The sequence below is a fragment of the Microbacterium sp. SLBN-146 genome (assembly GCF_006715145.1).
Taxonomy (GTDB): domain Bacteria; phylum Actinomycetota; class Actinomycetes; order Actinomycetales; family Microbacteriaceae; genus Microbacterium.
Genome location: NZ_VFMR01000001.1, coordinates 3,253,219 through 3,275,762, shown reverse-complemented (window position 1 = coordinate 3,275,762; position 22,544 = coordinate 3,253,219). Strand labels below are relative to the sequence as shown.

Here is a 22,544-nt window from a genome sequence, read left to right as displayed (position 1 = left end):
GAAGGGGTCCCGCTGCGGCGGGGCCCCCTTCGTCGTGTGCGACGGGGTTCAGAGCGTGATGTCGTCGCGCGCGGCGAGCGGGACCCAGACGGAGCCTCCCCGCGCTGACGTTCCGACCAGCGTGTCGCCGTCGGTGAGGGGACCGAGGTCGACTGCCGCCAGGTCGGCGATGTCGGCGACGGGCACCTGGAACGTGCGGAAGCCGCCCAGGGGCGCGACGGCTCGTGAGGTCGCCGCCTCGACGAGATCCGACTGATCGAGGACGAACCCCGCGGATGCGAGCGCGGGGGCTCCTGCGGCATCCGTCGTGCTCCATGCCGCGACCTTCCAGAACCGTCGGGGGACACGGATCCCGCGGTACGGCGGGTCGTCGTCTTCCAGCACGGGAGCGGTGAAGACGCTCACCCGGTGGTCGTTGGCCTCGGCGTAGGCGAGGACGTGGTCCTCGAGTCCGAGCCACAGCTCCTTCGACTGGTTGAACCCCGCTGCCTGGGGAGCGGCGTTCGTGTAGAAGAACGTCGCCTCCATCGCCGCGCGGGCCTCGGCCGGTTCGCCCCAGCCGGGATCGCGTCGGCGTACGAGATGGCCCCGGTCGAGGTCGTTGTTCCGGTACACGTCGTTCCCCGCCTGCACGGTCGTCGGGATGCGGGGATCGAAGTCCCACTCGCCGGCACGGGGAAGGTCCAGGAGCGACTCGCCGTCGATGTTGACGGCTGTCACCGCCGCGAACCGCCGCGCCGTGTCGAGGGCGACGGTGAACCTCGGGTAGGTGAGCACCTGGGTCTCGCGCTCGTCCGAGGGGAGCGGGAGGGGAACCTCCCGCTCGAGGAACCGCGGGTCGTACCCGGTCTGATCATCCATCATGCGCTCATCCTCTCGTGCTGTGCGGGAGACCGCAGGGGGCTCCACTGTCATGGAGGGCGATCGGCGCGCGGCGATACGCGCGACGATCGCATCGATCGCCAGCCCGAGTCCCACCGCGACCGTGACGGAGACAACGACAGCGACGAGCGGACCGCCGGGGAGGATCAGGCCGACAGCAGCGCCCACGATGGCCTGGTACACCGCCCACGCGGTCGCCGCGATCGCGACGATGCCCAGATAGCGGCCCGGCCGGACGCCGGAGGCGCCGGCGACGAGATTGACGGCGAGTCGTGCGAACGGGATGAACCGCGCAGTGAAGACGACGACGGCGGTGCGGCGGTGGAGGCGTGCCCGGGCCCACGCGAAGGCTGCTTGCACGCGGGTCGTCCGCATCCAGCGCCAGCGGGTGAGGCCGACCGTCCGCCCCACGAGGAAGCAGCAGGCGTCGCCCGTGAAAGCGGCGAGAGCGGCGAGCCCGATGACGGATGCCAGTGGCGGTGAGCCCGCCGTCACGGCCAGCGCGCCGAATGCCGACACCGCGGCTTCGCCGGGGATCACGACGAGGAACGCGTCACCGAGCACCAGCGCGAACATGGCCGGGAGGGCCCACGCGCTGTGCGCCGCCTGAGCGAGGAGGTCGTCGATCACACTGACGTCGTACCTTCCCGCGGTGAACGACGACGGAACGGCAGACGTCGGGTGACGCCTCGTCGAGCATCCGGTGAACAGTGTGCGTGCGAGCGTGATTTGCGCGGGAGGGGCGGTTCCCGTCGCCCACCCTGGGAACATGAGAGTCGCGGTGCTCGCCGAGTCCTTCCTGCCTCACATGAACGGTGTGACGGGATCCGTCCTCCACATCCTCCGCCAGCTCAACCGAGCAGGCCACGAGACGCTCGTGATCGCGCCGAAGTCCGGGCCGGTGACGGCGGATCTCCATGGCGCCCGTGCGGAGCTCATGCGCTCCGTTCCGCTCCCGTCATACCCCGAGGTGCGCATCGTCTTCGCGCGAGCGGCACGTCTCGCGGCCGTCTTGCGCGAGTTCGGGCCCGATGTCGTCCACCTCGCCTCGCCTTTCGTCCTGGGGTGGCAGGGGCTCGCGGCCGCCGATCTCCTGCGGGTGCCCACCGTCGCCGTCTACCAGACGGACGTCGTGGCCTACGCCGAGAAGTACGGGCTGCCGCACGCGACCTCGCTGGTCGCAGGCCACATCGCACGCCTCCACCGGAGGGCGACGATGACCCTCGCCCCGTCGACGTCGTCCCTGCAGCAGCTGGAGACGATGGGCGTCGACAGGCTGCGCCGGTGGGGTCGCGGCGTCGATGCGGAGCGCTTCCATCCCGCCAAGCGGAGCGACGCCTGGCGGGCCGCGACGGCGGCCGGCGAGGTCGTCGTGGGGTACGTCGGACGACTCGCGCCCGAGAAGCAGGTCGCCGACCTCGCCGCTCTCAACGATCTGCCGGGTGTGCGCCTCGTCATCGTCGGCGACGGTCCTTCTCGGCCGCTCCTCGAGCAGACCCTCCCCGGTGCCGTCTTCCTCGGGCACCTCTCCGGCGACGCGCTCGCCGAGGCCCTCGCGAGCTTCGATGTCTTCGTGCATCCGGGCGAGAGCGAGACCTTCGGCCAGACGATCCAGGAGGCGCTCGCCAGCGGCGTCCCCGTCGTCGCGACGGGCACCGGGGGCCCCGTGGACCTCGTGCGATCGAGCGTGGACGGGTGGCTCTACCGGCCGGGGGACGTCGCCGACCTCCGCGCGCGCGTCGCCGACCTCGCGGGAGACCAGACGAAGCGGCGGGCGTTCGCGGCCGCCGCGCGCGAGGGGATCGCCGGTCGCACATGGGAGTCGCTGTGTCGCGATCTCGTCGCCCACTACGAAGACGCCCGTCTGCTGCGTCCTCTCGACGACGCCCTGCTCGCGCGGGGTGCGACCCGGCCCGCGCCGGTGGCCGCAGCATCCTCGAGGCGCAGGGGGTGGGAGAAGTACGTGGCCCTCGGCGATTCGCTGACGGAGGGGCTCTGCGACACGTCGCGAATGCCGGGTGGGGCATACCGCGGGTGGGCGGACCGGCTCGCGCAGCTTCTCGCCCACGATGACGCGGCGGGGGCGGAGCTGCGCTATGCGAACCTCGCCGTCCGGAGCCGTCGCATCCGCGACCTCACACGCGACCAGGTGCCGCGGGCCCTCGCGCTGAAGCCCGACCTCGTATCTCTCTTCATGGGCGCCAACGATCTCGTCGCTGGTCGGGCGGATCCCGTCGCGCTCGCCGCGGAGTTCGAAGAATCCGTCCGTCGCTTGCGGGCGTGCGACATCGACGTCCTCGTCGTGACGCCGTTCCTTCCCCATCGGCTTTCCGCGAGGATCTTCGCGACGCGCTTCGCGATCTACGCTTCTGAACTCCGCCGGATCGCTGCCGCGCATCGAGCCTTCCTTCTTGATCTCGAAGCGCATCCGGCGATCGGGAAGCTCGACATGTGGGCCGATGACAAAGTGCATCTGCGGTCTCGCGGGCACCGCTTCCTCGCGTACCGCGCCGCCGATGCCCTCGGGGTCCCGGATGCGGAAGCCCTCGGCGGCCTCGACGCCGCCCTCCACGCCGACGACGACACTCCCGTCTCGGGCGGGTGGCTCACACGCGACGCGCTTCCCTGGGTGTGGCGGCGAGTCCGCGGCCGCACCGCCGGAGACGGACTCGTCGCGAAGCACGACGACTATGTCCTCATCCGGCGGGCGGACGGCATCCGATCGCGTGAGCGCGCCGTCTGATCAGGTGCTCCAGCGGTACTCGGTCTCCGGGCGTCCCGGAGTGCCGTACCGGGGTGCGCGGACGACGCGCCCCGCATCCGCGAGGTGCTCGAGATACCGGCGCGCGGCGACACGCGACATGCCCAGGAGCTCGGCGGTCTGCTGCGCCGAGACAGCTCCTGCTTCGCGAGCGACGTCGGTCACACGGTCGAGCGTCATCGACGAGAGGCCCTTCGGCAGCGGGGCACTCGCCGCGGGGCGCAGCGCCCCGAGAAGCCCGTCGATCTCTGACTGCGTCGCATCACCCTCGGTGCGCGACGCGCGTTCACGATAGTGGCGGTACTGCTCCAGGCGCTCACGGAAGACCGCGAAGGCGAACGGCTTGACGAGGTACTGCGCGACGCCGAGGTTCACCGTTTGGCGCACGACGTCGGCCTCGCGCACGCCCGTGATGGCGATGACGTCGACGTCGGCGCCCGCGGCCCGGACGTGGCGGAGGACGTCGAGCCCCGTTCCATCGGGCATTGTCATGTCCAACAGAACGAGGTCGATGAGCCCGGCACGCGAGGGGTCGAGGAGCGCCGATACCGCTGCGCGGGCGCCGGTGCACTCGCCGACGACGACGAAGCCCTCGACGCGTGCGATGTACGAGCGATGCAGTTCGAGAGTGAGCGCGTCGTCGTCGACGAGGAGCACGCCGATCACGAGCGCCTCGCAGGGAGCACGGTGACGAACGTCGTCGGGTCCCCGGTCATCGTGACGGATCCGCCGACGCCGTCGACGATGGACCGCACGAGGGCCAGGCCCACGCCACGGCCCTCGGCGCCCGCCGGTTTCGTGGAGAAGCCGCGCTCGAAGATGCGGGTGCGGAGCGCCTCGGGGACACCCTCGCCGCTGTCGGTGACGGTGATGCGCAGACCCGCGGCATCCGGTGCGAACGACACGTCGACCCATCGGGGCGTCGGACCGGCGGCGGCGGCGTCGAGCGCGTTGTCGAGGAGGTTGCCGACGACCGACACGGCGTCCACGGGGGAGAGGACGCTGCGGGGCGCATCGGGGGCGATGTCGGCACGCCAGTCGACGCCGCGTTCCCGCGCTTGAGCAGCCTTCCCCAGGAGGAGTGCGCCGACCGTCGGATCGCCGTCGCGCCGGGCGGCGACCTGGTCGACGAGGCTCTGGCTCTCGCGGGAGGTCTCGGTGAGGATCTCCACCGCCTCCTGCGTGCGACCGAGCTCGATGAGCGAGACCGCGGTATGCATCCGGTTGCCGTGCTCGTGCGTCTGCGCGCGGAGCGCCTCGCCGAGCGTGCGGATCGACTCGTAGGATGCGACGGCATCGCGGATGCTCCCGGGAGGGAGATCGCCGGCGACGCGCCGAGTCGTGCGCCGGGCGAGGATCGCGCCGACGATTCCCGCGGCGAGCACGGCCGCGACGATCGCGAGCACCGAGGGGAGCCGGGGGACGATGTCCGACGCGATGCTGCCGACCGTGACGCCCACCGAAACCCACCCCACCTGATCGGTGCCGGTCAGGATCGGCGTGATCGTCCGCACGGAGGGTCCGAGAGTGCCGGAGTACTCCTCCGTGAGCGTCTGTGCGGCGCCCGGGATCGTCCCGATGTACGGCCGACCGATCTCGCCGGGGTCGCGATGCGTCACGCGGATGCCGTCGAGGGTCATGATCGTGACGAAGTCGACGCCCGCCGTCGCCATGACGCGCTCGGCGACGGGCTGGAGCGCTGCCGTCGACTCGTCCTCCGCGAGTGCCGCAGCGACATCGGGCGCGGCGGCGAGCGTGAGCGCCGTGGCAGCGGTGACCGCCTCCGCCTCGGCGCGCGCGGAGCGCTGCGCATCGAGGACGAGAACGACGCCGAGCGCGCCGACGAGCAGCACGACAGCGGCAGCGACGATGAGGAAGACGCGGGACGCCGCGCTCCCGCTCGCGCGTGATCCTTCGCTCATGCGTCCTCCTCGAGCGCTGCCTGATCCGCGACCAATACGACCACAAATCGTCCTGCAGTGCGATGAGTCCCACGCTGATGTCACGGCCACGAAGGTCGGAAACCGGACGATGACCGTCCGCTGACAGGAGGCGACGATGGCTCTCTCGACCCGCACCACATCCTTCACTATCCCCGGGTTCAATTGGCGACGAGGAAAGCGCTCATGGGACCGGCACACGTGGCTCTACGTGTCGGTGATCATCGCTGTGGTCCTCGGCGCGGCCGTCGGGCTCATCTGGCCGGCGTTCGCCGAAGGGCTCGAGCCGATCGGCAAGGCGTTCGTCAACCTGATCAAGATGATGATCGCGCCGATCATCTTCTGCACGATCGTCGTCGGCGTCGGATCCATCGCCAAGGCCGCGACGGTCGGCAAGATCGGCGGGCTGGCGCTCCTCTACTTCATGATCATGACGACGTTCGCCCTGTTCATCGGCCTCGTCGTGGGCAACATCATCCACCCCGGCGAGGGACTGGACATGTCGAGCTCGACGTACGACACCTCGAACGTCGAGGCGAAGACGACGACCGAGTTCATCATGGGGATCATCCCCACGACCTTCTTCTCGGCGTTCACGGGTGAGAGCGTCCTGCAGGTGCTGTTCATCGCGCTCCTCGTGGGGTTCGCGCTCCAGGGGCTCGGAAAGCGCGGCGAGCCGATCATGTTCGCCGTCAAGCAGCTGCAGACCCTCGTATTCCGCATTCTCGGCATGATCCTGTGGCTCGCACCGCTGGGCGCTTTCGGCGCGATCGCCGCAGTCGTCGGCAAGACCGGCTTCGCGGCGATCATCAGCCTCGGCGTCCTCATGATCGCGTTCTACATCACCTGTGCGCTGTTCATCTTCGCGATCCTCGGCACACTCCTGTGGGCGGTCGCGCGCATCAACATCCTGAAGCTCATGAAGTACCTGGGGCGCGAGTACCTGCTGATCGTCGGCACCTCGTCGTCCGAGTCCGCCTTGCCGCGACTCATCGCGAAGATGGAGCACCTCGGCGTTTCGAAGCCCGTCGTGGGCATCACCGTGCCCACCGGGTACTCGTTCAACCTCGACGGCACCGCGATCTACCTCACCATGGCGTCGCTGTTCATCGCGGCGGGGATGGGCATGCCGATGTCGATTCCCGAGCAGATCGGCCTGCTGGTCTTCATGGTGGTCGCCTCCAAGGGCGCTGCCGGTGTGACCGGGGCAGGCCTCGCGACGCTCGCCGGCGGACTGCAGGCCTTCCGTCCGGATCTCGTCAACGGGGTCGGCGTCATCGTCGGGATCGACCGCTTCATGTCGGAAGGACGCGCCGTCACGAACTTCACCGGCAATGCCGTCGCGACCGTCCTCATCGGCACCTGGGTCAAGGAATTCGACAAAGACCAGGCCCGAGCCGTTCTCGCGGGGGAGCGCCCGTTCGACGAGTCGACGATGTCCGGGCACGATCACGACGGCATGTCGACGAGGACGGACGCCGTGGGGACGCAGGGGCTGGAGGAAGCGGCCGTCGCGGAGGCCGCCGCCAAAGAGCAGCGCGTGCGCGAACGCGAGGCGGCACTCGCCCGGCGTTGAACACGAAATGAGGGACCGGTCGCGCGAGCGACCGGTCCCTCATTGATGCGTCAGCCGCTCTTGCGGCGGAACTCCCGCTTGGTCACCGCGCCGTGGGTGCCGTGAACGGCGGAGTCGCCGTCGAGGTGGGCCTCTCCGTCCCGGTGCTGGGCGTTCTTCTTGTCGAGCGCCTCCTTGAACTTGCGCTTCATCTCCTCGGAGGCGGCGGTCTTGTCTTCGGTGCTCATGTGCCCAACCTAATCATGAGGTCCGCAGGGCGCCACTGATCGCCGATCATGGGTGCCCCTGGTAGGCTTGGGCGGGTTGCCCTTGTGGCATCCGCTCAATTTCATATGAGCTCATGGAGCAGGCCGGCAGGAAGCTGGTCCCCTGTGGTGGGTTCCTCTCCCGGTGCGGAGGGTGGCTTTCTACTGGTGACCAGTGCAGGCGGTCCCGCGGACACGATTCGTCGCGCGCCCATAATCTGCCTGTTCCTGCTCCTTCGCGAAACCTCGCGCGCCACACGGGCGAGCGAGGCAAAACAAAGAAGGAGAGACCTCTTGGAAGGTCCAGAAATCACTGCCGCCGAAGCTGTCCTCGACAACGGACGTTTCGGCACCCGTACCGTCCGCTTCGAGACGGGGCGCCTCGCACAGCAGGCGCAGGGCGCGGTCGCCGCGTACCTCGATGAGGAGACGATGCTGCTGTCGGCCACGAGCGCCGGAAAGCACCCCCGCGAGGGCTTCGACTTCTTCCCGCTCACGGTCGACGTCGAAGAGCGTTCGTACGCCGCGGGAAAGATCCCCGGTTCGTTCTTCCGTCGTGAGGGTCGTCCCTCGACCGAGGCGATCCTCGTCTGCCGTCTCATCGACCGCCCGCTGCGCCCGTCGTTCGTCGACGGCCTCCGCAACGAGGTCCAGATCGTCGTCACGGTGCTCTCGATCGCGCCGGGCGAGTACTACGACGCGCTGGCGATCAACGCCGCGTCGCTGTCGACTCAGATCTCGGGTCTGCCGTTCTCCGGTCCCATCGCGGGTGTGCGCCTGGCGCTCATCCCCGGTCACGGTGAGCACGCCGACCAGTGGGTTGCGTTCCCCACGGCCGCACAGGTCGACGAGGCGGTCTTCGACCTCATCGTCGCCGGACGCGTGCTCGACGACGGCGACGTCGCGATCATGATGGTCGAGGCCGAGGCCACCGAGAACAGCTGGAACCTCATCAAGGCCGGCGCGACGAAGCCGAACGAGGAGATCGTCGCTCAGGGCCTCGAGGCCTCGAAGCCGTTCATCAAGGAGCTCGTCGCCGCTCAGAACGTCGTGGCGAACACCTCCGCCAAGGAGATCCAGCCCTACCCGGTCTTCCCGGCCTACAGCCAGGAGGTCTACGACTTCGTCGCGGGTCGCGCCTACGACCGTCTCGTGCCGGTGTACCAGATCGCCGACAAGCAGGAGCGCCAGAGCGCCGACGAGGCCATCAAGGACGACGTCAAGGCTCAGCTCCTCGCCGCCGTCGAAGCCGGGGAGCTCCCCGCCGTCGCGACGCTCGAGTTCTCGGGTGCGTACAAGTCGGTCACCAAGACCATCGTGCGCGGTCGCATCCTCGCCGAGGGCGTGCGCATCGACGGCCGCGGTCTGGCCGACATCCGTCCGCTCGACGCCGAGGTCCAGGTCATTCCGCGCGTGCACGGCTCGGCCATCTTCCAGCGTGGTGAGACCCAGATTCTGGGTGTCACGACGCTCAACATGCTGAAGATGGAGCAGCAGATCGACTCGCTGTCGCCCACGACCAGCAAGCGCTACATGCACCACTACAACTTCCCGCCGTACTCGACCGGTGAGACCGGTCGCGTCGGTTCGCCCAAGCGCCGCGAGATCGGGCACGGCTTCCTCGCCGAGCGCGCCCTCGTGCCGGTGCTCCCGAGCCGCGAGGAGTTCCCGTACGCGATCCGTCAGGTGTCCGAGGCTCTCAGCTCGAACGGGTCCACCTCGATGGGCTCGGTCTGCGCATCGACGCTCTCGCTCCTCAACGCGGGTGTGCCGCTGCGCGCCCCCGTCGCGGGCATCGCGATGGGTCTCGTCTCCGACGAGGTCGACGGCCAGACGCGCTACGCGGCACTGACCGACATCCTCGGCGCCGAAGACGCGCTGGGCGACATGGACTTCAAGGTCGCGGGCACGAGCGAGTTCGTCACCGCCATCCAGCTGGACACGAAGCTCGACGGCATCCCTTCGTCGGTGCTCACTGCTGCCCTGCAGCAGGCGCACGAGGCCCGCATCACGATCCTCAACGTGCTCAACGAGGCGATCGACGGACCCGACGAGATGGCTCCGACGGCGCCGCGCGTCATCAGCGTCCAGATCCCCGTCGACAAGATCGGTGAGCTGATCGGCCCGAAGGGCAAGACGATCAACGCGATCCAGGACGAGACCGGTGCGCAGATCTCGATCGAGGAAGACGGCACCGTCTACATCGGCGCGACCGACGGTCCTGCGGCAGAGGCCGCGCGGGCGCAGGTCAACGCGATCGCCAACCCGACCAACCCCGAGGTGGGCGAGCAGTTCCTCGGAACCGTCGTCAAGATCGCGACCTTCGGTGCGTTCGTTTCGCTCCTCCCGGGCAAGGACGGACTGCTCCACGTCAGCGAGGTCCGCAAGCTCGCCGGTGGCAAGCGTGTCGAGAACGTCGAAGACGTCCTCGGTGTGGGCCAGAAGCTCCTCGTCCGGATCACGAAGATCGACGACCGCGGCAAGCTGTCGCTCGAGCCGGTCGTCGAAGAGGCTGCCGACCAGGAGGGTCGCGACGCCGCGAGCGAAGGCCCCGAGGCGCCCGCCGAAGGCTGATCCCGTTTCGACACGATGCCCGCCTCCGGCTCATCCGGAGGCGGGCATCGTGCGTGAGGGTGAGCAAACGACCGACGAAACCTCGCCCGCCGTGACCGAAGCGTTATTCAATGTTTACCGACAGGATGCCGCATGTCGCTGCGCGGTCGGAGGTCTGTCCTATCCTCATCATTAACCGGCGCCGGGGGGCGATGGATCACAAGGGCACGATGCCAACGGGCAGCGTCAGGGGGTGGAGATGAGTAGTTTCGGCGTACGCACCGACAGCGTTTCTCCGAGCCCCGCTGTCGTGGCTCCTTTCGTGCACCCGTCGGCTCCGATTCCCGTGCAAGGCCCTTCGATCGGTGAGGGCATCCGCGTCGCACTCGGCGAGTCCGGCTTTTCCGTCTTCCCTCTCATCCTCGGCGGTGCGGAGTTCGGCTGGAACGTCGACCTCGAATCCAGTCACGAGATCCTCGATGCCTACGCGGAACGCGGCGGGAATTTCATCCACACTGCGGACAGGTTCTCCGCGGGTCGCAGTGAGCACATCATCGGGCAGTGGATGCACTCACGCGGCGTGCGCGACGACATCGTTGCGGCCATCCGGATCGGCGGACACCCCGACAATCCCGGACTGGGGCCGGTGAGCCTCGTGCGCGCGGTGGAGGCATCGCTGACGCGTCTGCGCACCGACCGCATCGATGTTCTGTACCTCGACGCGGCGACGGACTCGACGACGGCTCTCGAAGACACCCTGGCGACGGTGGAATGGCTCATCGGCGCCGGCAAGGTCCGCGCCGTGGGCGCGACCGGGTACACCGCGGCGCAACTCGTCGAAGCGAGGATCTTCTCCTCCGCGGGGTTCCCGCGGATCACCGTGCTCGACGTCCCCTTCAATGTGGTCCGTCGCCATGAGTTCGATCCCGACCTGCGACTCGTCGCCGACGCGCAGAGCATGGCCGTGACGCCATCGCACGCGCTGGAGCACGGCTTCCTCGCGGGCCGTCATCGCTCGCGCAGCCGCGGCGGACTCTCGGTGCGAAGTGCCCAGATCGCGGCCAATCTCAATCGGCGGGGCAACCGCACGCTACGGGCGCTCGACACGGTCGGCGACGAGCTCGGCGTGCCCGACGCGGCGGTCGCGGTCGCGTGGCTCCTCGCCCAGAAACTCGTCACCGCACCCATCGTCAACGCCTATGCGCCGCAGCACGTCGAGGAACTCGTGCAGGGCGTCGGCGTGCGGCTCAGCCGATCCCAGCTCACCGAGATCGCCCGCGCGACGGAGTGAGTGAGTGTTTCCCCGCCTCCGCTGAGACGGTGGCATAGGGTGGAAGAGCGCCTGTCTACGGGCGTGACGATTTCCGACGGAGTGATCGCGTGACGCACTACATCTATCTCGTGCGGCATGGTGAGCATCAGGATGCCGAGCACGGCCTGGTCGACGGACCGCTGTCTCCGCGCGGGCGGAGGCAGGCGGCGCTCATCGCCGACCGACTGTCCGGCGTCCCCTTCGACGCCGTGTGGCACTCGCCCCTCATGAGGGCGGCCCAGACCGCGAGTGCGGTGGCCGACCGCATGCCGTCGCTCTCGCCCCAGCCGTCAGCTCTCTTGTTCGACTGCGTCCCGACAGGGATGACGGAGGAGACGCCGGCTGTCTTCGAGCCCTTCTTCGGCAGCGTCACTGAGGCCGAGATCGAGGCGGGCAGCGCGCAGATGGAGGACGCCGTCAGCGAGTTCCTCGTGCGTAAGAGCGGCGAAGTGCACGAGCTCCTCATCACACACAACTTCGTCATCAGCTGGTTCGTACGAGAGGTCCTCCAGGCTCCCGCGTGGCGCTGGATGACGCTGAATCAGGCGAACTGCGGACTCACGGTGCTCGCGCAGCGCAAAGGCCGGCCCTGGGCGCTCGTCTCGCACAACGACCTCGCGCACCTGCCGTTCGAGCTGCGCACGGGACTCCCCGAGGCCCCGCCCGTCTGACCCGGGCTACCCGAGCACCCTCCCGAATCCGTCGCGCTGACATCATCCTTCTCGCCATGACAACGCCGACATCCGTGGAGGACGTACCTTCCGTGACATGGAGGATGGTGTGCGGCCGACTCGGGTGGGTGCTCTTCGGCGTGATCGTGCTCTTCACCCTTCGGCAAGCGTGGGCACTGTTCGGTCTCGGGCTCGGTGCCGCTCTGGGAGGCACAGTGAATGCGGAGGGCATAGAAGCGTGGAGGATCGCTTCCGGCCTCCTCCTGGTCCTGTCGGCGGGGGATGTCGTCCTCGCGTTCCTCTCGCGCCGTTGGGTGCTCTTCTTGCTCGCGCTCGTCGTGACGTTCGTCGCGTGCGTCATGAACATCATGCAGTTCCCCGGCATCGCCTAGGACGCCTGGTGCCGGTTCGGCAAGAGCGCCCTGGCGCTCGTCGCGCGGCGTGCGGAGTCTAGGCTCCCTCGCGTGAGTACATTTCAGGTCGTCGGGGCGTGGGCGGTGGTTGTCCTGAGCCTGGTGCTCTCGGTCGCATTCCCCGCGATCGTCCACTGGCGGCTGAGCCGTCCGGACACGCTGCGCGAGATGTGGATCTCCTCCCGCCGTGGATCCGTCGTGGCGGGATGCATCCTCGGCGCGGTGGTGTTGGCCGTCAGCGGCGGCGTCATGAGTGTGCTTGCCGTCGCCTACCCGTTCCTCTGGGGTACGGTCGCCCTGATCGCCGGGGCGTTGGTCGCGGTGCTGATCGTGTTCATCCGCTACGTGCGCTACGACCCGAGCGAGTTCCTCTCCCAGACCAGCGACTCGTCAGATGAGTGACTTTCCCCGGCTCAGCCCGTCTGACCCGCCCTACTCGAGCACCTTCCCGTACCAGCGCGTCGCGTTCGGGTTGTCGTTGTAGGGGTCGATCGCGACGAAGCCGGCCTTGGCGTACAGGCCCGCCGCAGCCTCGAGCGAGTGGTGCGTATCGAGCACGAGTTCTTGCGCGCCCAGCTGCCGTGCACGGTCTTCGAGGTCGGCCAGGAGGAGAGCGCCCCATCCGCGGCCGCGCGTGGACGGTCGGAGGTATAGGTGCTTGACCTCGTAGCGGCGTCCGTGGGGGCCGTCGGGGATCAGGCGGATGCCGCCGCAGCCCACCGGATGCTCGTCGTCGTCGTCCACGAGCACGAAGACTCCCGTCGGCGGAACGTACAGCGCCGGGTCGGGGAAGCGGATCGTGTAGACGACGTTCTGATGCGCGAAGCCGAGCTCGCGTGAGTGGAAGTACTCGGAGAGGAGCTCATGCGACTCGGGCGCGTCGACGGATGCATCGCGGAGGCGGACCATCCCTCCAGGCTACGACGCCGCGGACACCACCGGTGTCGACCGTAGGATGGGGTCATGACGACGCGCGTAGCCATCGTGGGCGGTACGGGAAAGCTCGGCGGGATCATCCGCGAGGTCGTCGAGAACGAAGAGGGATTCGAGATCGTCGCGGTCCTTTCTTCCCAGTCGGACCTCGCAGAACTCGACGGGGCGGACCTCGTCATCGACGCGTCGACGCCGGCTGTGTCGATCGACGTCGTCCGCGCGGCCGTCGAGCGCGGACTCAACCTGCTCGTGGGCACGTCGGGGTGGTCGGCGGAGCGCATCGCTCTCGTTCGCCCGCTCGTCGACGCGGCGGGAACCGGCGCGGTCTTCATCCCGAACTTCTCACTCGGGTCCGTCCTCGGCTCGGCCCTCTCTGCGGCCGCAGCACCGTTCTTTCCCTCCATCGAGATCGTCGAGGCTCATCGCGAGACGAAGATCGACTCTCCGAGCGGAACGGCCGTCCGCACGGCCGAGCTCATCGCGGCGGCTCGCTCCGATGTGGGCCCCGTGGAGTCGCCTCACGTCGACCAGCGCGCACGCGGCCAGCGGGTCGCGAGCGTCCCGATCCACTCCCTGCGGCGCCCCGGCGTCGTGGCCAGACAGGAGACGATCCTGTCTGGGCCGGGGGAAGCGCTCTCGATCGTGCACGACACGGTGCATCCCGCGCAGGCCTATGCCCCCGGCATCCGAATCGCACTCACCGCCGCGCGTGACACCGTTGGCGTCGTTGTCGGCCTGGATGCCTTCCTCGACATCGCCCTGCGCCTTCCCGGCGCGCGGGAGGGGCGACCCGTCGACGACGGCGCGGTCTCCGGCCAGGTCGCGGGCGTGACCAGTACGTGAGCGCGCGCATCGGCGTCGTCGTCATGGCGGTGCTGCTCGTGGTCTACATCGGCCTCGTCGGACAGCGGGCCGTCCTGCTCGTGCTGAGCGGCGACCCCATCGGGATCGCGATGGGCGCCGCCCTCATCGTCCTGCCGATCGTGGCGATCTGGGCTCTCGGGCGCGAGTTGTGGTTCGGCATACGTGCACAGCAGCTGGCGGGGCGCCTGGAAGAGGACGACGCCCTCCCCGATGACGAGGTCATGGTCCGTCCGAGCGGACGCGTCGTCCGCGCCGATGGCGAGGCCGTCTTCCCGCGCTACCGATCCGAGGTCGAGGCGAACCCCGACGACTGGCGCGCGTGGTACCGGTTGGGGCTCGCCTACGACGCTGCCGGTGACCGTCGTCGTGCACGCGAAGCCGTGCGCACGGCGATCCGCCTCGAATCCGCGTCCCGGCGTTAGGCGGGCACGGCCGCGGCGACGGCCGACGTGACGTCAGGGTGGGAGAACTCGAATCCTGATGCCGTGAGCACGTCGGGTGCGACGTCCGCGTCCGTCGTGAGGAGCCCCTCGGTGGCATCCTTTCCGAGGACGAGCTTCAGCCCCCACTCGGGCGCGCGCACGAGGAACGGACGATTCATCCGCACCGCCAGCGCAAACCCCAGGTCGTTGGCGGTTGCCGCCGTCGGCCCTGCGAGATTGACGGGTCCCGTGAGGCGGTGATCGATGACATGACGGATGGCACGCACCTCGTCGTCGAGCGAGATCCACGGCCAGACCTGCGTGCCTTTGCCGATCGGTCCGCTGACGCCGAGCTTCGTGAGGAGAAGGAGCGGCTTGAGGACACCGTCGCGATGGACGATGGGTGCCGTTCGCAGAGTCGCGACCCGCGCATCGTCTCCTGCCGCGTAGGCCGCGCCCTCCCACTCACCGCAGAGGTCCGCGAGGAATGTCTCCCCGCGCGGCGAGGTCTCTGTCAGGCGGACGCCGGGAACGGAGCCGTACCAGCCGGCGGCCGAGGCGGAAACGAATGCGGGTGCGTCGGAGCCGAGTTGGCGCACGGCGCGCGCGAGCGCCCGCGTAGGGGTGATGCGCGACCACAGAAGTGTGTTCTTGTACCGGGGAGTCCACGGGAAGCGGCCGATCGTCGCACCGTTGAGCCCGACGACCGCCGTCGCCCCCTCGATGACGGCGGGGTCGAGGGGAGAGGCGTCTGTCAGCCATTCCACCTCGTCGGGAGCGGTCGGAGCGTGCCGGACGAGCCGGGTCACGCGGATACCGTCACCGCGAAGGCTATCCACCAGTGCACGGCCGATGAGGCCGGACGACCCGGCGACGACGATGTGGCCGGGATCAGGCAAGCGTCGCCTCGAGGGTGATCTCGATGCCGGCGAGGGCCTGTGAAACGGGGCAGCCCGACTTGGCGGCCTGCGCGATGCGCTCGAAGTCCGTCGCGTCGAGGCCCGGCACCGTCGCGTTGACATTGAGGTGGCTGCCGGTGATACCGGTGCCGGGCTTGAACGTGACGGATGCCGTCGTGTCGATCGAGGTCGGGGGAGTGCCGTTCTCGCTCAGGGCGTTCGCGAGAGCCATGCTGAAGCACGACGAGTGCGCGGCGGCGATGAGCTCCTCCGGCGTGGTCACCGAGGCAGATCCCTCGCTGCGCGCCTTCCAGTTGACGTCGAAGGGGCCCTGACCCGAGGAGACGAGTCGGACATCGCCCGATCCCTCGAACAGGCTGCCGTTCCAGGCGGTGGTTGCTTCGCTCGTGACGGTCATCGGGAGCCTCCTTCGTCGGCGGGCGCCCGTGATCCGGATGCCTCGTCGTCAGCCTAACGGCGGGGTCCGCCCTACGCGATGACAGCGCGGCCGTCGACGGTCAGATCGCGGGGTGCGCGCGGCCGACCAGCCCCCACCGCTGCAGCAGCAGGTACATCATGCAGCCGAGGCACACGCCGAACGCGGCGTTGAGGAACGCTGCCACGAACGCCAGGGACCCCGCGACCGTGAGGGCCGCCGGCACGCCGAGGAGGTGCAGCACCAGCCCCAGGCCGACGACGAAGAGTCCGACGCCCTGCGCGAAGCGCGGCGGACGCGGATCCTCCAGCTCGGCGGGCGGTCGCAGGCGCGGCTGGACAACCTTCCGGTACAGGATGCTCCATGGCGACGTTCGCGGCGAGATCACGCCCCACAAGAAGAGGAGTGCGATCAGGAGCAGCATGAGGAACGCTGGCGTGGTTGCGCGTGCCCAGAAGTTGTCGTAGCCGGCAACGAAGGCGAAGTCTCCGCTCGGGGCGAAGACGCTCCCCGACAGGGGCTGGTAGGCGAACCACCCGAAGGTCGGGGGTTCGGCGGGGCCGGTAAGACTCAGGAAGATCGCGACGAGCAGGAGGACCGAGGTGATCCCGGCGGTGAAACGCGGACCCCTGGGGTCGATGCCCCGCCGTGCGGTTTCCTCAGACACGGGATGCCACGTCGCTCAGGCGATTGAGCTCGAGTTCGAGCACGTCGCGGCTGGGCGCCCCGCCGAAGCGCGTGCGGATGACGCCTTCGCGATCGAGGACGAGGGTCGTCGGCGTCTGGAGCACGTGGAAGTGCTTGGCGATGTCGGGCCGGTGCGACAGATCGACGTCGAGGTGGAGCACCCCTTCGCGTGAGTCGGCGATGGCTGAGAGCGTGCGGTGCACGCCCGGGCACTTGGCGCACGTTTCGGTGCTGAACTGGAGGAGCGTCGCCACCTCGCCGAGGGCTTCGGCGCCCAGGCGCTGCGGCTTGACGACCTCGTGCCGGATGTGCCGCTGCGGACGGTTCTGACGCCACTGGAGGTAGAGGCCGAGTCCCACGGTCACAGCGAGCAGCGCAGTGATCGCGATGATGGCGCCGACGTGGTTCACAGTCGATCAGACTAACCGCAATCGGAGCAGCGAGGTCAGGATGCCGATTTGTTACGGGCGGCGGCGTGATCGGCCGCCCCCGCCCGGCCGCGGGTATCGTGTCACGCGTGACGATTCCCACGCCCTACGAGGACCTGCTCCGCGACGTGCTCGCCCACGGAGTGCACAAGGATGACCGCACGGGCACCGGCACGACGAGCGTTTTCGGGCGGCAGATCCGATTCGACCTCTGCGAAGGATTCCCGCTCATCACGACCAAGCGCGTCCACTTCAAGTCCATCGCGTACGAGCTGCTGTGGTTCCTGCGCGGTGAGTCGAATGTGGGCTGGCTGCGCGAGAACGGCGTGACGATCTGGGACGAGTGGGCCGACGAGGCGGGCGAGCTCGGTCCCGTCTACGGCGTGCAGTGGCGGTCCTGGCCGACTGCGGACGGCGGGACGATCGATCAGATCGCGCAGGTCGTCCGCGACATCCGCGCGACCCCCGACTCTCGGCGGCTCATCGTGTCGGCGTGGAATCCCGCGGACATCCCCGACATGGCCCTCGCGCCGTGTCACGCGCTCTTCCAGTTCTACGTCGCCGACGGCAAGCTCTCATGCCAGCTCTATCAGCGGAGCGCCGACATGTTCCTCGGCGTTCCGTTCAACATCGCCTCGTACGCCCTGCTGACCCTCATGATCGCGCAGCAGACGGGACTCGAGCCGGGTGATTTCGTGTGGACCGGCGGCGACTGCCACGTCTACGACAACCACGTCGAGCAGGTGCGCGAGCAGCTCACGCGAGATCCGTATCCCGCCCCGAAGCTCCGCTTCGCACGCACGCCGGATTCGATCTTCGACTACCGATACGAAGACTTCGTCGTCGAGGACTATCAACACCATCCCGCCATCCGGGCCGCCGTCGCCGTATGAGCACGAGCGTCGGACTGGTCTGGGCGGAGGCGCGTGGCGGCGTGATCGGCGCCGACGGCGGAATGCCGTGGAGCGTCCCGGAGGACCTCGCCCATTTCAAGTCTGTGACGATGGGCGCCCCGGTCGTCATGGGGCGACGCACATGGGAGAGCTTTCCGGAGCGATACCGACCTCTTCCCGGTCGGCGCAACATCGTCGTGACGCGCAACGAACAGTGGAGCGGTGAAGGTGCGGAATCCGCCGCGTCCCTCGACGATGGTCTGGCTCTCGCGGGACCGGGCCGGGTCTGGGTCATCGGCGGGGGAGGGCTCTTCCGGGAGGCCATCGGACGAGCCGACCTCCTCGAAGTCACGGAGCTCGATCTCGAGGTGGAGGGCGACACGTTCGCTCCCTCGCGGGAGGGATGGGAGATCACGGCGGAGGAGCCCGACACGGGATGGGCGACATCCCGCACAGGCATCCGCTACCGCTTCCTCCGGTTGGCGCGGCCCTCTCCCTCCGAACACGGAGACTGACCTCTATGGCGACCGCCCTCATCACGGGAGCGAGCTCCGGGCTTGGCGCGGAGTACGCACGACAGCTCGCGGCACGCGGAGCCGACCTCGTCCTCGTCGCGCGCGACGGCGCGGCCCTCGACGCCGTCGCGGCCGAGTTGCGGCCATCGGGAGCGGCGATCGAGATCCTCGTCGCGGATCTCCTCGACCCCGACCAACGCGCGAAGGTCGAGAAGCGTCTGGCGGATCCCGATCGTCCTGTCGAGATCCTCGTCAACAACGCCGGATACGGATTGCCGCTCGCGTTCGAGCGGAATGACATCGACGAGGAGGCCCGTCACCTCGCGCTGCACGTCGAAGTGCCCATGCGCCTCATGCACGCGGCACTGACGCCGATGCTCGCGCGGGGAAGCGGTCGCATCCTCAACATCGCGTCGGTCGCGGGATTCATCCCGAGATCGACATACGGCGCCGTCAAGGGGTGGGTCATCAGCTTCAGCAGGTGGGCGAACGGTCGCTATGGGCCCAAGGGTGTCACGGTGACAGCCGTCTGCCCCGGCTTCACGCACACCAACTTCCACGAGCGCGCGGGACTCCCGCCGGGTCATGAGGGGGTGCCGGGGTGGATGTGGCTGAACGCCCCGCGAGTGGTCGCCGAATCGCTGCGGGATGCCGCGAGAGGCAAGGCCGTCTCGGTTCCTTCTCTGAAGTACAAGCTCCTCGTGGGTCTCACCCGCATCCTGCCCTCTTCGCTCGCCGCCCGGGCGGGGGAGAGCGGACGGTGAGCGTGTCCGCCCCGCCGGCATCCCGATAGCCTGGGACCATGACGCATTCGGGCAACCCCTTCGGACAGGTCCTCGTCGCGCTGGTCACTCCCATGACCGCCGACGGCGAAGTCGACTGGCCCGCGGTGGAGAAGCACATCGACGACGTCATCGGCGCGGGAGCCGACGGCATCGTCGTGACCGGCACGACGGGCGAGACCAGCACCCTGACGGATGCCGAGAAGATCAGGCTCGTCGAGGTCGGCAAGCAGGTCGCGGCCGGTCGCGCGAAGATCATCACGGGTGGCGGATCGAACGAGACCGCGCACGCGATCGAGCTCTACAAGGCGAGCGAACGCGCCGGTGCCGACGGCATCATGATCGTCACGCCGTATTACAACAAGCCGACCCAGGCGGGCATCCTGACGCACTTCCGCCTCGTCGCCGACGCGACCGACCTGCCGGTCATCCTCTACGACATCCCCGGGCGCACCGGCGTCCCGATCCGCTATGAGACGATCCTCCGCCTCGCCAAGCATCCGAACATCCTGGCGATCAAGGACGCGAAAGGCGACTTCTCCGAAGTCAGCCGCGTCCTCAACCAGACCGATCTGCTGTACTTCTCCGGAGACGACGCCAACGTGCTCCCGCATCTCTCGATCGGGGCGGCGGGACTCGTCGGCGTCACGGCCAACATCGCCCCCGCTCCGTATCGCGCGATCGTCGACGCGGTCAACGCCGGCGACCTCGCGACGGCGACGGCGGCCCACCGCAAGCTCGAGCCGCTCGTGCGGGCCGTCATGACCCACGTGCCCGGCACGGTCTCGGCCAAGTACATCCTTCACGGGCTGGGCCGGATCAGCAGCCCTCGAGTACGCCTTCCGCTGGTCGGCCCCGAAGAGTGGGAAGCCGCCAAGATCGAGGACGAACTCGCTCTCGTCGTCGATGTCGCGGGGGCCGACTTCTCCAACTTCCGGCCGGACCGGAACGCGGCTGCCGGCGGAGCACTTCCGAAGGTTTCGGGCACGACGAGATAGCTGCCCGTCACACGCAGACAAGACAGGATGCCAGCGCATCCGGAAGAAGAGAGCCACCGCGAGGTGGTCTATCGAGGAGGCCACGATGCCCACCAGCCCGTTCGAACCGCCCGTCCTCGAACCCGGAACCCTCCGGGTGACGCCCCTGGGTGGACTGGGCGAGGTCGGCCGCAACATGACCGTCTTCGAGTACGAGGGCAAGCTCCTCATCGTCGACTGCGGAGTGCTCTTCCCTGAGGAGCACCAGCCGGGTGTCGATCTGATCCTGCCCGACTTCGAGCCGATCAAGCACCGTCTCGATGATGTCGTCGGCGTCGTCCTCACGCACGGTCACGAGGACCACATCGGAGCGGTGCCCTACCTCTTGAAGCTCAATCGGGAGCTCCCGCTCATCGGATCCGGCCTCACGCTGGCGCTCGTCGAGGCGAAGCTCAAGGAGCACCGGATCAAGCCGTACACCCTGACGGTCCGCGAGGGTCAGAAGGAACAGCTCGGACCCTTCGATCTCGAGTTCATCGCCGTCAACCACTCGATCCCCGACGCGCTCGCCGTGGCGATCCGCACGCCGGCCGGCCTCGTCCTCGCGACAGGTGACTTCAAGATGGATCAGCTGCCGCTCGACGGTCGGCTGACCGACCTCCGCGCCTTCTCGCGTCTCGGCGAAGAGGGCGTGGATCTTTTCCTCGTCGATTCGACCAACGCCGACGTGCCGGGATTCACCCCGCTCGAGCGCGAGATCGGCCCCGTTCTGGAGCAGGTGATCGCGAAGGCTCCCCGCCGCGTCATCGTCGCGAGCTTCTCGAGTCACGTGCACCGCGTGCAGCAGGTTCTGGATGCCGCGGCGGCTCACGGGCGACGTGTGGCACTCCTCGGTCGCAGCATGCTGCGGAACATGACGATCGCCGAGGACCTCGGCTACCTCCACGTCCCGCAGGGCGTCTTGATCGACTACAAGAAGGCGCGCGACCTCCCCGACGACCGGATCGTCTACATGTCGACGGGTTCTCAGGGGGAGCCCATGGCAGTGCTCAGCCGTATGGCCAATCTCGATCACGAGATCGAGCCGGGTCCCGGCGACACCGTCATCCTGGCCTCGAGCCTCATCCCCGGCAACGAGAACGCCGTCTATCGGGTCATCGACGGCCTCACGAAGCTCGGTGCGAACGTCGTCCACAAGGGCAACGCGCGCGTGCACGTGTCGGGTCACGCGGCGGCGGGTGAGCTTCTCTACTGCTACAACATCCTCAAGCCCCGCAACGTTCTGCCCATCCACGGCGAGTATCGGCACCTCATGGCGAACGCCCGGCTCGCTCAGGACACGGGCATCGAGCCCGAGCGCACCTTCCTCGCCGAGAACGGTACGGTCATCGACCTCCGCGACGGCGACGCGCGTGTGACGGGTCAGCTCGACCTCGGCTTCGTCTATGTGGACGGTTCGACGGTCGGCGAGATCACGGATGCCGACCTCAAGGATCGCCGGATCCTCGGGGAGGAGGGCTTCATCTCCGTCATCGTCGTGGTGGACGCCTCCACGGGCAAGGTGATCTCGGGACCCGAGATCCACGCACGCGGCTTCGCCGAGGACGACGCCGTGTTCAACAGCGTCAAGCCGAAGATCGCCGCAGCTCTCGCGGATGCCGCCACGTCGGGCGTGCGTGACCCGCATGCGCTGCAGCAGGTCGTCCGTCGCACGATCGGACGCTGGGTCAACCAGTCGCTCCGCCGGCGACCGATGATCGTGCCGCTCGTGATCGAGGCCTGACCCGTCTTCTCCAGAGGCACGGGAAGGCCCTGCGGCTCTAGGCTTGGCGCATGCCGCAGACGTTCGACGTCCGTCCCGCGGGTCAGTCCGACGGAGCCTTCCTGGGCGACATGGTGGTCGAAGCCGCCAATTGGCGTCAGGGGGGCTCTCAGCCGCGCCACGAGATCATCTCCAGCGACGAGTACAGCCGATATCTCTCCGGGTGGATGCGGCCCGGTGACGCCGGATTCGTCGCACAGAATCAGCAGGGGGAGTCGATCGGTGCCGCGTGGTACCGGATGCTGCCGCGTACCGACCCCGGTTTCGGCTACGTCGGCACGGGTGTCCCGGAGCTCATCATCGGGGTCCGACCGATCTGGCGTGCCCACGGCGTGGGGCGGACACTGCTGCAGCGCCTGTGCGAGCACGCCCGGTCCGAGGGATTCGCTCTGCTGAGCCTCAGTGTGGAGCGTGGCAACTACGCCGTCAGCCTCTATCGCTCCGAGGGCTTCGCTGTCACCCGGAGCGGAATCGGCCGGGACACGATGGTCAAGCGCCTGCGCTGAAGGTCGAGTCGTTCCCCGGAAATGTCG

24 protein-coding genes are annotated in these 22,544 nt (G+C 68.5%); 15 read left to right on the top strand and 9 right to left on the bottom strand.

What is annotated here, in order from left to right:
* Nucleotides 1-48: 48 nt before the first annotated feature.
* A complete protein-coding gene (locus FBY39_RS16805) occupies nucleotides 49-1,512 on the bottom strand; it encodes a DNA/RNA non-specific endonuclease (RefSeq protein ID WP_313901708.1) in 1,464 nt (487 codons plus the stop codon).
* Nucleotides 1,513-1,651: 139 nt separating this feature from the next.
* On the opposite strand from FBY39_RS16805, the gene FBY39_RS14795 reads away from it, so the two are divergent.
* Nucleotides 1,652-3,625 (top strand): glycosyltransferase, encoded by a 1,974-nt coding sequence (locus tag FBY39_RS14795; protein WP_141933169.1) that lies wholly within the window; start codon nucleotides 1,652-1,654, stop codon nucleotides 3,623-3,625.
* On the opposite strand, the gene FBY39_RS14790 is transcribed toward FBY39_RS14795, so the two are convergent.
* Nucleotides 3,626-4,309, bottom strand: a complete 684-nt coding sequence (locus FBY39_RS14790) for a response regulator (RefSeq protein ID WP_141933165.1) — start codon at nucleotides 4,307-4,309, stop codon at nucleotides 3,626-3,628. It abuts the gene before it with no gap.
* On the bottom strand, nucleotides 4,306-5,565 hold the full coding sequence (locus FBY39_RS14785) for an ATP-binding protein (protein ID WP_141933163.1): 1,260 nt from the start codon (nucleotides 5,563-5,565) through the stop codon (nucleotides 4,306-4,308). Before FBY39_RS14785 ends, FBY39_RS14790 begins: the two co-directional genes overlap by 4 nt.
* Before the next feature lie 136 nt (nucleotides 5,566-5,701).
* Here FBY39_RS14785 and FBY39_RS14780 point away from each other — a divergent pair, with 136 nt between their 5' ends.
* Nucleotides 5,702-7,159: a cation:dicarboxylate symporter family transporter gene (locus FBY39_RS14780; RefSeq protein ID WP_141933161.1), complete on the top strand. Its 1,458-nt coding sequence runs from the start codon at nucleotides 5,702-5,704 to the stop codon at nucleotides 7,157-7,159.
* 50 nt (nucleotides 7,160-7,209) lie between these two features.
* Here the strand turns inward: FBY39_RS14780 and FBY39_RS16485 are convergent, their stop codons facing one another.
* Nucleotides 7,210-7,386, bottom strand: a complete 177-nt coding sequence (locus tag FBY39_RS16485) for a DUF5302 domain-containing protein (protein ID WP_160133138.1) — start codon at nucleotides 7,384-7,386, stop codon at nucleotides 7,210-7,212.
* A gap of 312 nt (nucleotides 7,387-7,698) precedes the next feature.
* Here FBY39_RS16485 and FBY39_RS14775 point away from each other — a divergent pair, with 312 nt between their 5' ends.
* The 5 genes from FBY39_RS14775 (at nucleotide 7,699) to FBY39_RS14755 (ending at nucleotide 12,755) form a co-directional block, all read left to right on the top strand.
* Nucleotides 7,699-9,978: a polyribonucleotide nucleotidyltransferase gene (locus FBY39_RS14775; protein WP_141933159.1), complete on the top strand. Its 2,280-nt coding sequence runs from the start codon at nucleotides 7,699-7,701 to the stop codon at nucleotides 9,976-9,978.
* A gap of 238 nt (nucleotides 9,979-10,216) precedes the next feature.
* A complete protein-coding gene (locus tag FBY39_RS14770; protein WP_141933157.1) occupies nucleotides 10,217-11,248 on the top strand; it encodes an aldo/keto reductase in 1,032 nt (343 codons plus the stop codon).
* Nucleotides 11,249-11,337: 89 nt separating this feature from the next.
* Nucleotides 11,338-11,940, top strand: a complete 603-nt coding sequence (locus FBY39_RS14765; RefSeq protein ID WP_141933154.1) for a histidine phosphatase family protein — start codon at nucleotides 11,338-11,340, stop codon at nucleotides 11,938-11,940.
* 56 nt (nucleotides 11,941-11,996) lie between these two features.
* Nucleotides 11,997-12,332 (top strand): hypothetical protein, encoded by a 336-nt coding sequence (locus FBY39_RS14760; protein ID WP_141933152.1) that lies wholly within the window; start codon nucleotides 11,997-11,999, stop codon nucleotides 12,330-12,332.
* A 72-nt stretch (nucleotides 12,333-12,404) separates the two neighbouring features.
* Nucleotides 12,405-12,755 (top strand): hypothetical protein, encoded by a 351-nt coding sequence (locus FBY39_RS14755; protein ID WP_141933150.1) that lies wholly within the window; start codon nucleotides 12,405-12,407, stop codon nucleotides 12,753-12,755.
* A gap of 30 nt (nucleotides 12,756-12,785) precedes the next feature.
* Here the strand turns inward: FBY39_RS14755 and FBY39_RS14750 are convergent, their stop codons facing one another.
* Complete coding sequence (locus FBY39_RS14750) at nucleotides 12,786-13,262, bottom strand: GNAT family N-acetyltransferase (protein ID WP_141933147.1); 477 nt, start codon at nucleotides 13,260-13,262, stop codon at nucleotides 12,786-12,788.
* A 54-nt stretch (nucleotides 13,263-13,316) separates the two neighbouring features.
* Between FBY39_RS14750 and dapB the strand changes: the two genes are divergently transcribed.
* Both dapB and FBY39_RS14740 read left to right on the top strand, forming a co-directional pair.
* Nucleotides 13,317-14,129, top strand: a complete 813-nt coding sequence (dapB, locus tag FBY39_RS14745; RefSeq protein ID WP_141933145.1) for a 4-hydroxy-tetrahydrodipicolinate reductase — start codon at nucleotides 13,317-13,319, stop codon at nucleotides 14,127-14,129.
* The gene (locus FBY39_RS14740; RefSeq protein WP_141933143.1) at nucleotides 14,126-14,572 is read left to right on the top strand and encodes a hypothetical protein; all 447 of its coding nucleotides are present in this window, start codon (nucleotides 14,126-14,128) and stop codon (nucleotides 14,570-14,572) included. The genes dapB and FBY39_RS14740 overlap by 4 nt, the downstream gene beginning before the upstream one ends.
* On the opposite strand, the gene FBY39_RS14735 is transcribed toward FBY39_RS14740, so the two are convergent.
* The 4 genes from FBY39_RS14735 to FBY39_RS14720 form a co-directional block, all read right to left on the bottom strand.
* Nucleotides 14,569-15,471 (bottom strand): TIGR01777 family oxidoreductase, encoded by a 903-nt coding sequence (locus FBY39_RS14735; protein ID WP_260838012.1) that lies wholly within the window; start codon nucleotides 15,469-15,471, stop codon nucleotides 14,569-14,571. The genes FBY39_RS14740 and FBY39_RS14735 overlap by 4 nt on opposite strands.
* Entirely contained in the window at nucleotides 15,464-15,889 is a 426-nt protein-coding gene (locus FBY39_RS14730; protein ID WP_141933141.1) for an OsmC family peroxiredoxin, read from the bottom strand. Before FBY39_RS14730 ends, FBY39_RS14735 begins: the two co-directional genes overlap by 8 nt.
* Nucleotides 15,890-15,989: 100 nt before the next feature.
* Nucleotides 15,990-16,574, bottom strand: a complete 585-nt coding sequence (locus FBY39_RS14725; RefSeq protein ID WP_141933139.1) for a DUF4395 domain-containing protein — start codon at nucleotides 16,572-16,574, stop codon at nucleotides 15,990-15,992.
* Nucleotides 16,567-17,004 (bottom strand): thioredoxin family protein, encoded by a 438-nt coding sequence (locus tag FBY39_RS14720; protein WP_141933137.1) that lies wholly within the window; start codon nucleotides 17,002-17,004, stop codon nucleotides 16,567-16,569. Before FBY39_RS14720 ends, FBY39_RS14725 begins: the two co-directional genes overlap by 8 nt.
* Nucleotides 17,005-17,111: 107 nt before the next feature.
* On the opposite strand from FBY39_RS14720, the gene FBY39_RS14715 reads away from it, so the two are divergent.
* From FBY39_RS14715 to FBY39_RS14690, 6 genes are all read left to right on the top strand, one after another.
* Entirely contained in the window at nucleotides 17,112-17,915 is an 804-nt protein-coding gene (locus tag FBY39_RS14715) for a thymidylate synthase (RefSeq protein WP_141933135.1), read from the top strand.
* Nucleotides 17,912-18,430, top strand: coding sequence for a dihydrofolate reductase (locus tag FBY39_RS14710; RefSeq protein ID WP_141933132.1), 519 nt, complete (start codon nucleotides 17,912-17,914; stop codon nucleotides 18,428-18,430). The genes FBY39_RS14715 and FBY39_RS14710 overlap by 4 nt, the downstream gene beginning before the upstream one ends.
* Nucleotides 18,431-18,435: 5 nt before the next feature.
* Nucleotides 18,436-19,194: an SDR family oxidoreductase gene (locus FBY39_RS14705; protein ID WP_141933130.1), complete on the top strand. Its 759-nt coding sequence runs from the start codon at nucleotides 18,436-18,438 to the stop codon at nucleotides 19,192-19,194.
* A gap of 38 nt (nucleotides 19,195-19,232) precedes the next feature.
* Nucleotides 19,233-20,210 (top strand): 4-hydroxy-tetrahydrodipicolinate synthase, encoded by a 978-nt coding sequence (gene dapA / locus FBY39_RS14700; protein ID WP_141933128.1) that lies wholly within the window; start codon nucleotides 19,233-19,235, stop codon nucleotides 20,208-20,210.
* An 85-nt stretch (nucleotides 20,211-20,295) separates the two neighbouring features.
* Nucleotides 20,296-21,972 carry a ribonuclease J gene (locus tag FBY39_RS14695; RefSeq protein WP_141933126.1) on the top strand — a complete coding sequence of 559 codons (1,677 nt, stop codon included), beginning with the start codon at nucleotides 20,296-20,298 and terminating at the stop codon, nucleotides 21,970-21,972.
* A gap of 50 nt (nucleotides 21,973-22,022) precedes the next feature.
* Entirely contained in the window at nucleotides 22,023-22,517 is a 495-nt protein-coding gene (locus FBY39_RS14690; protein ID WP_141933124.1) for a GNAT family N-acetyltransferase, read from the top strand.
* The last annotated feature ends 27 nt before the right edge of the window (nucleotides 22,518-22,544 follow it).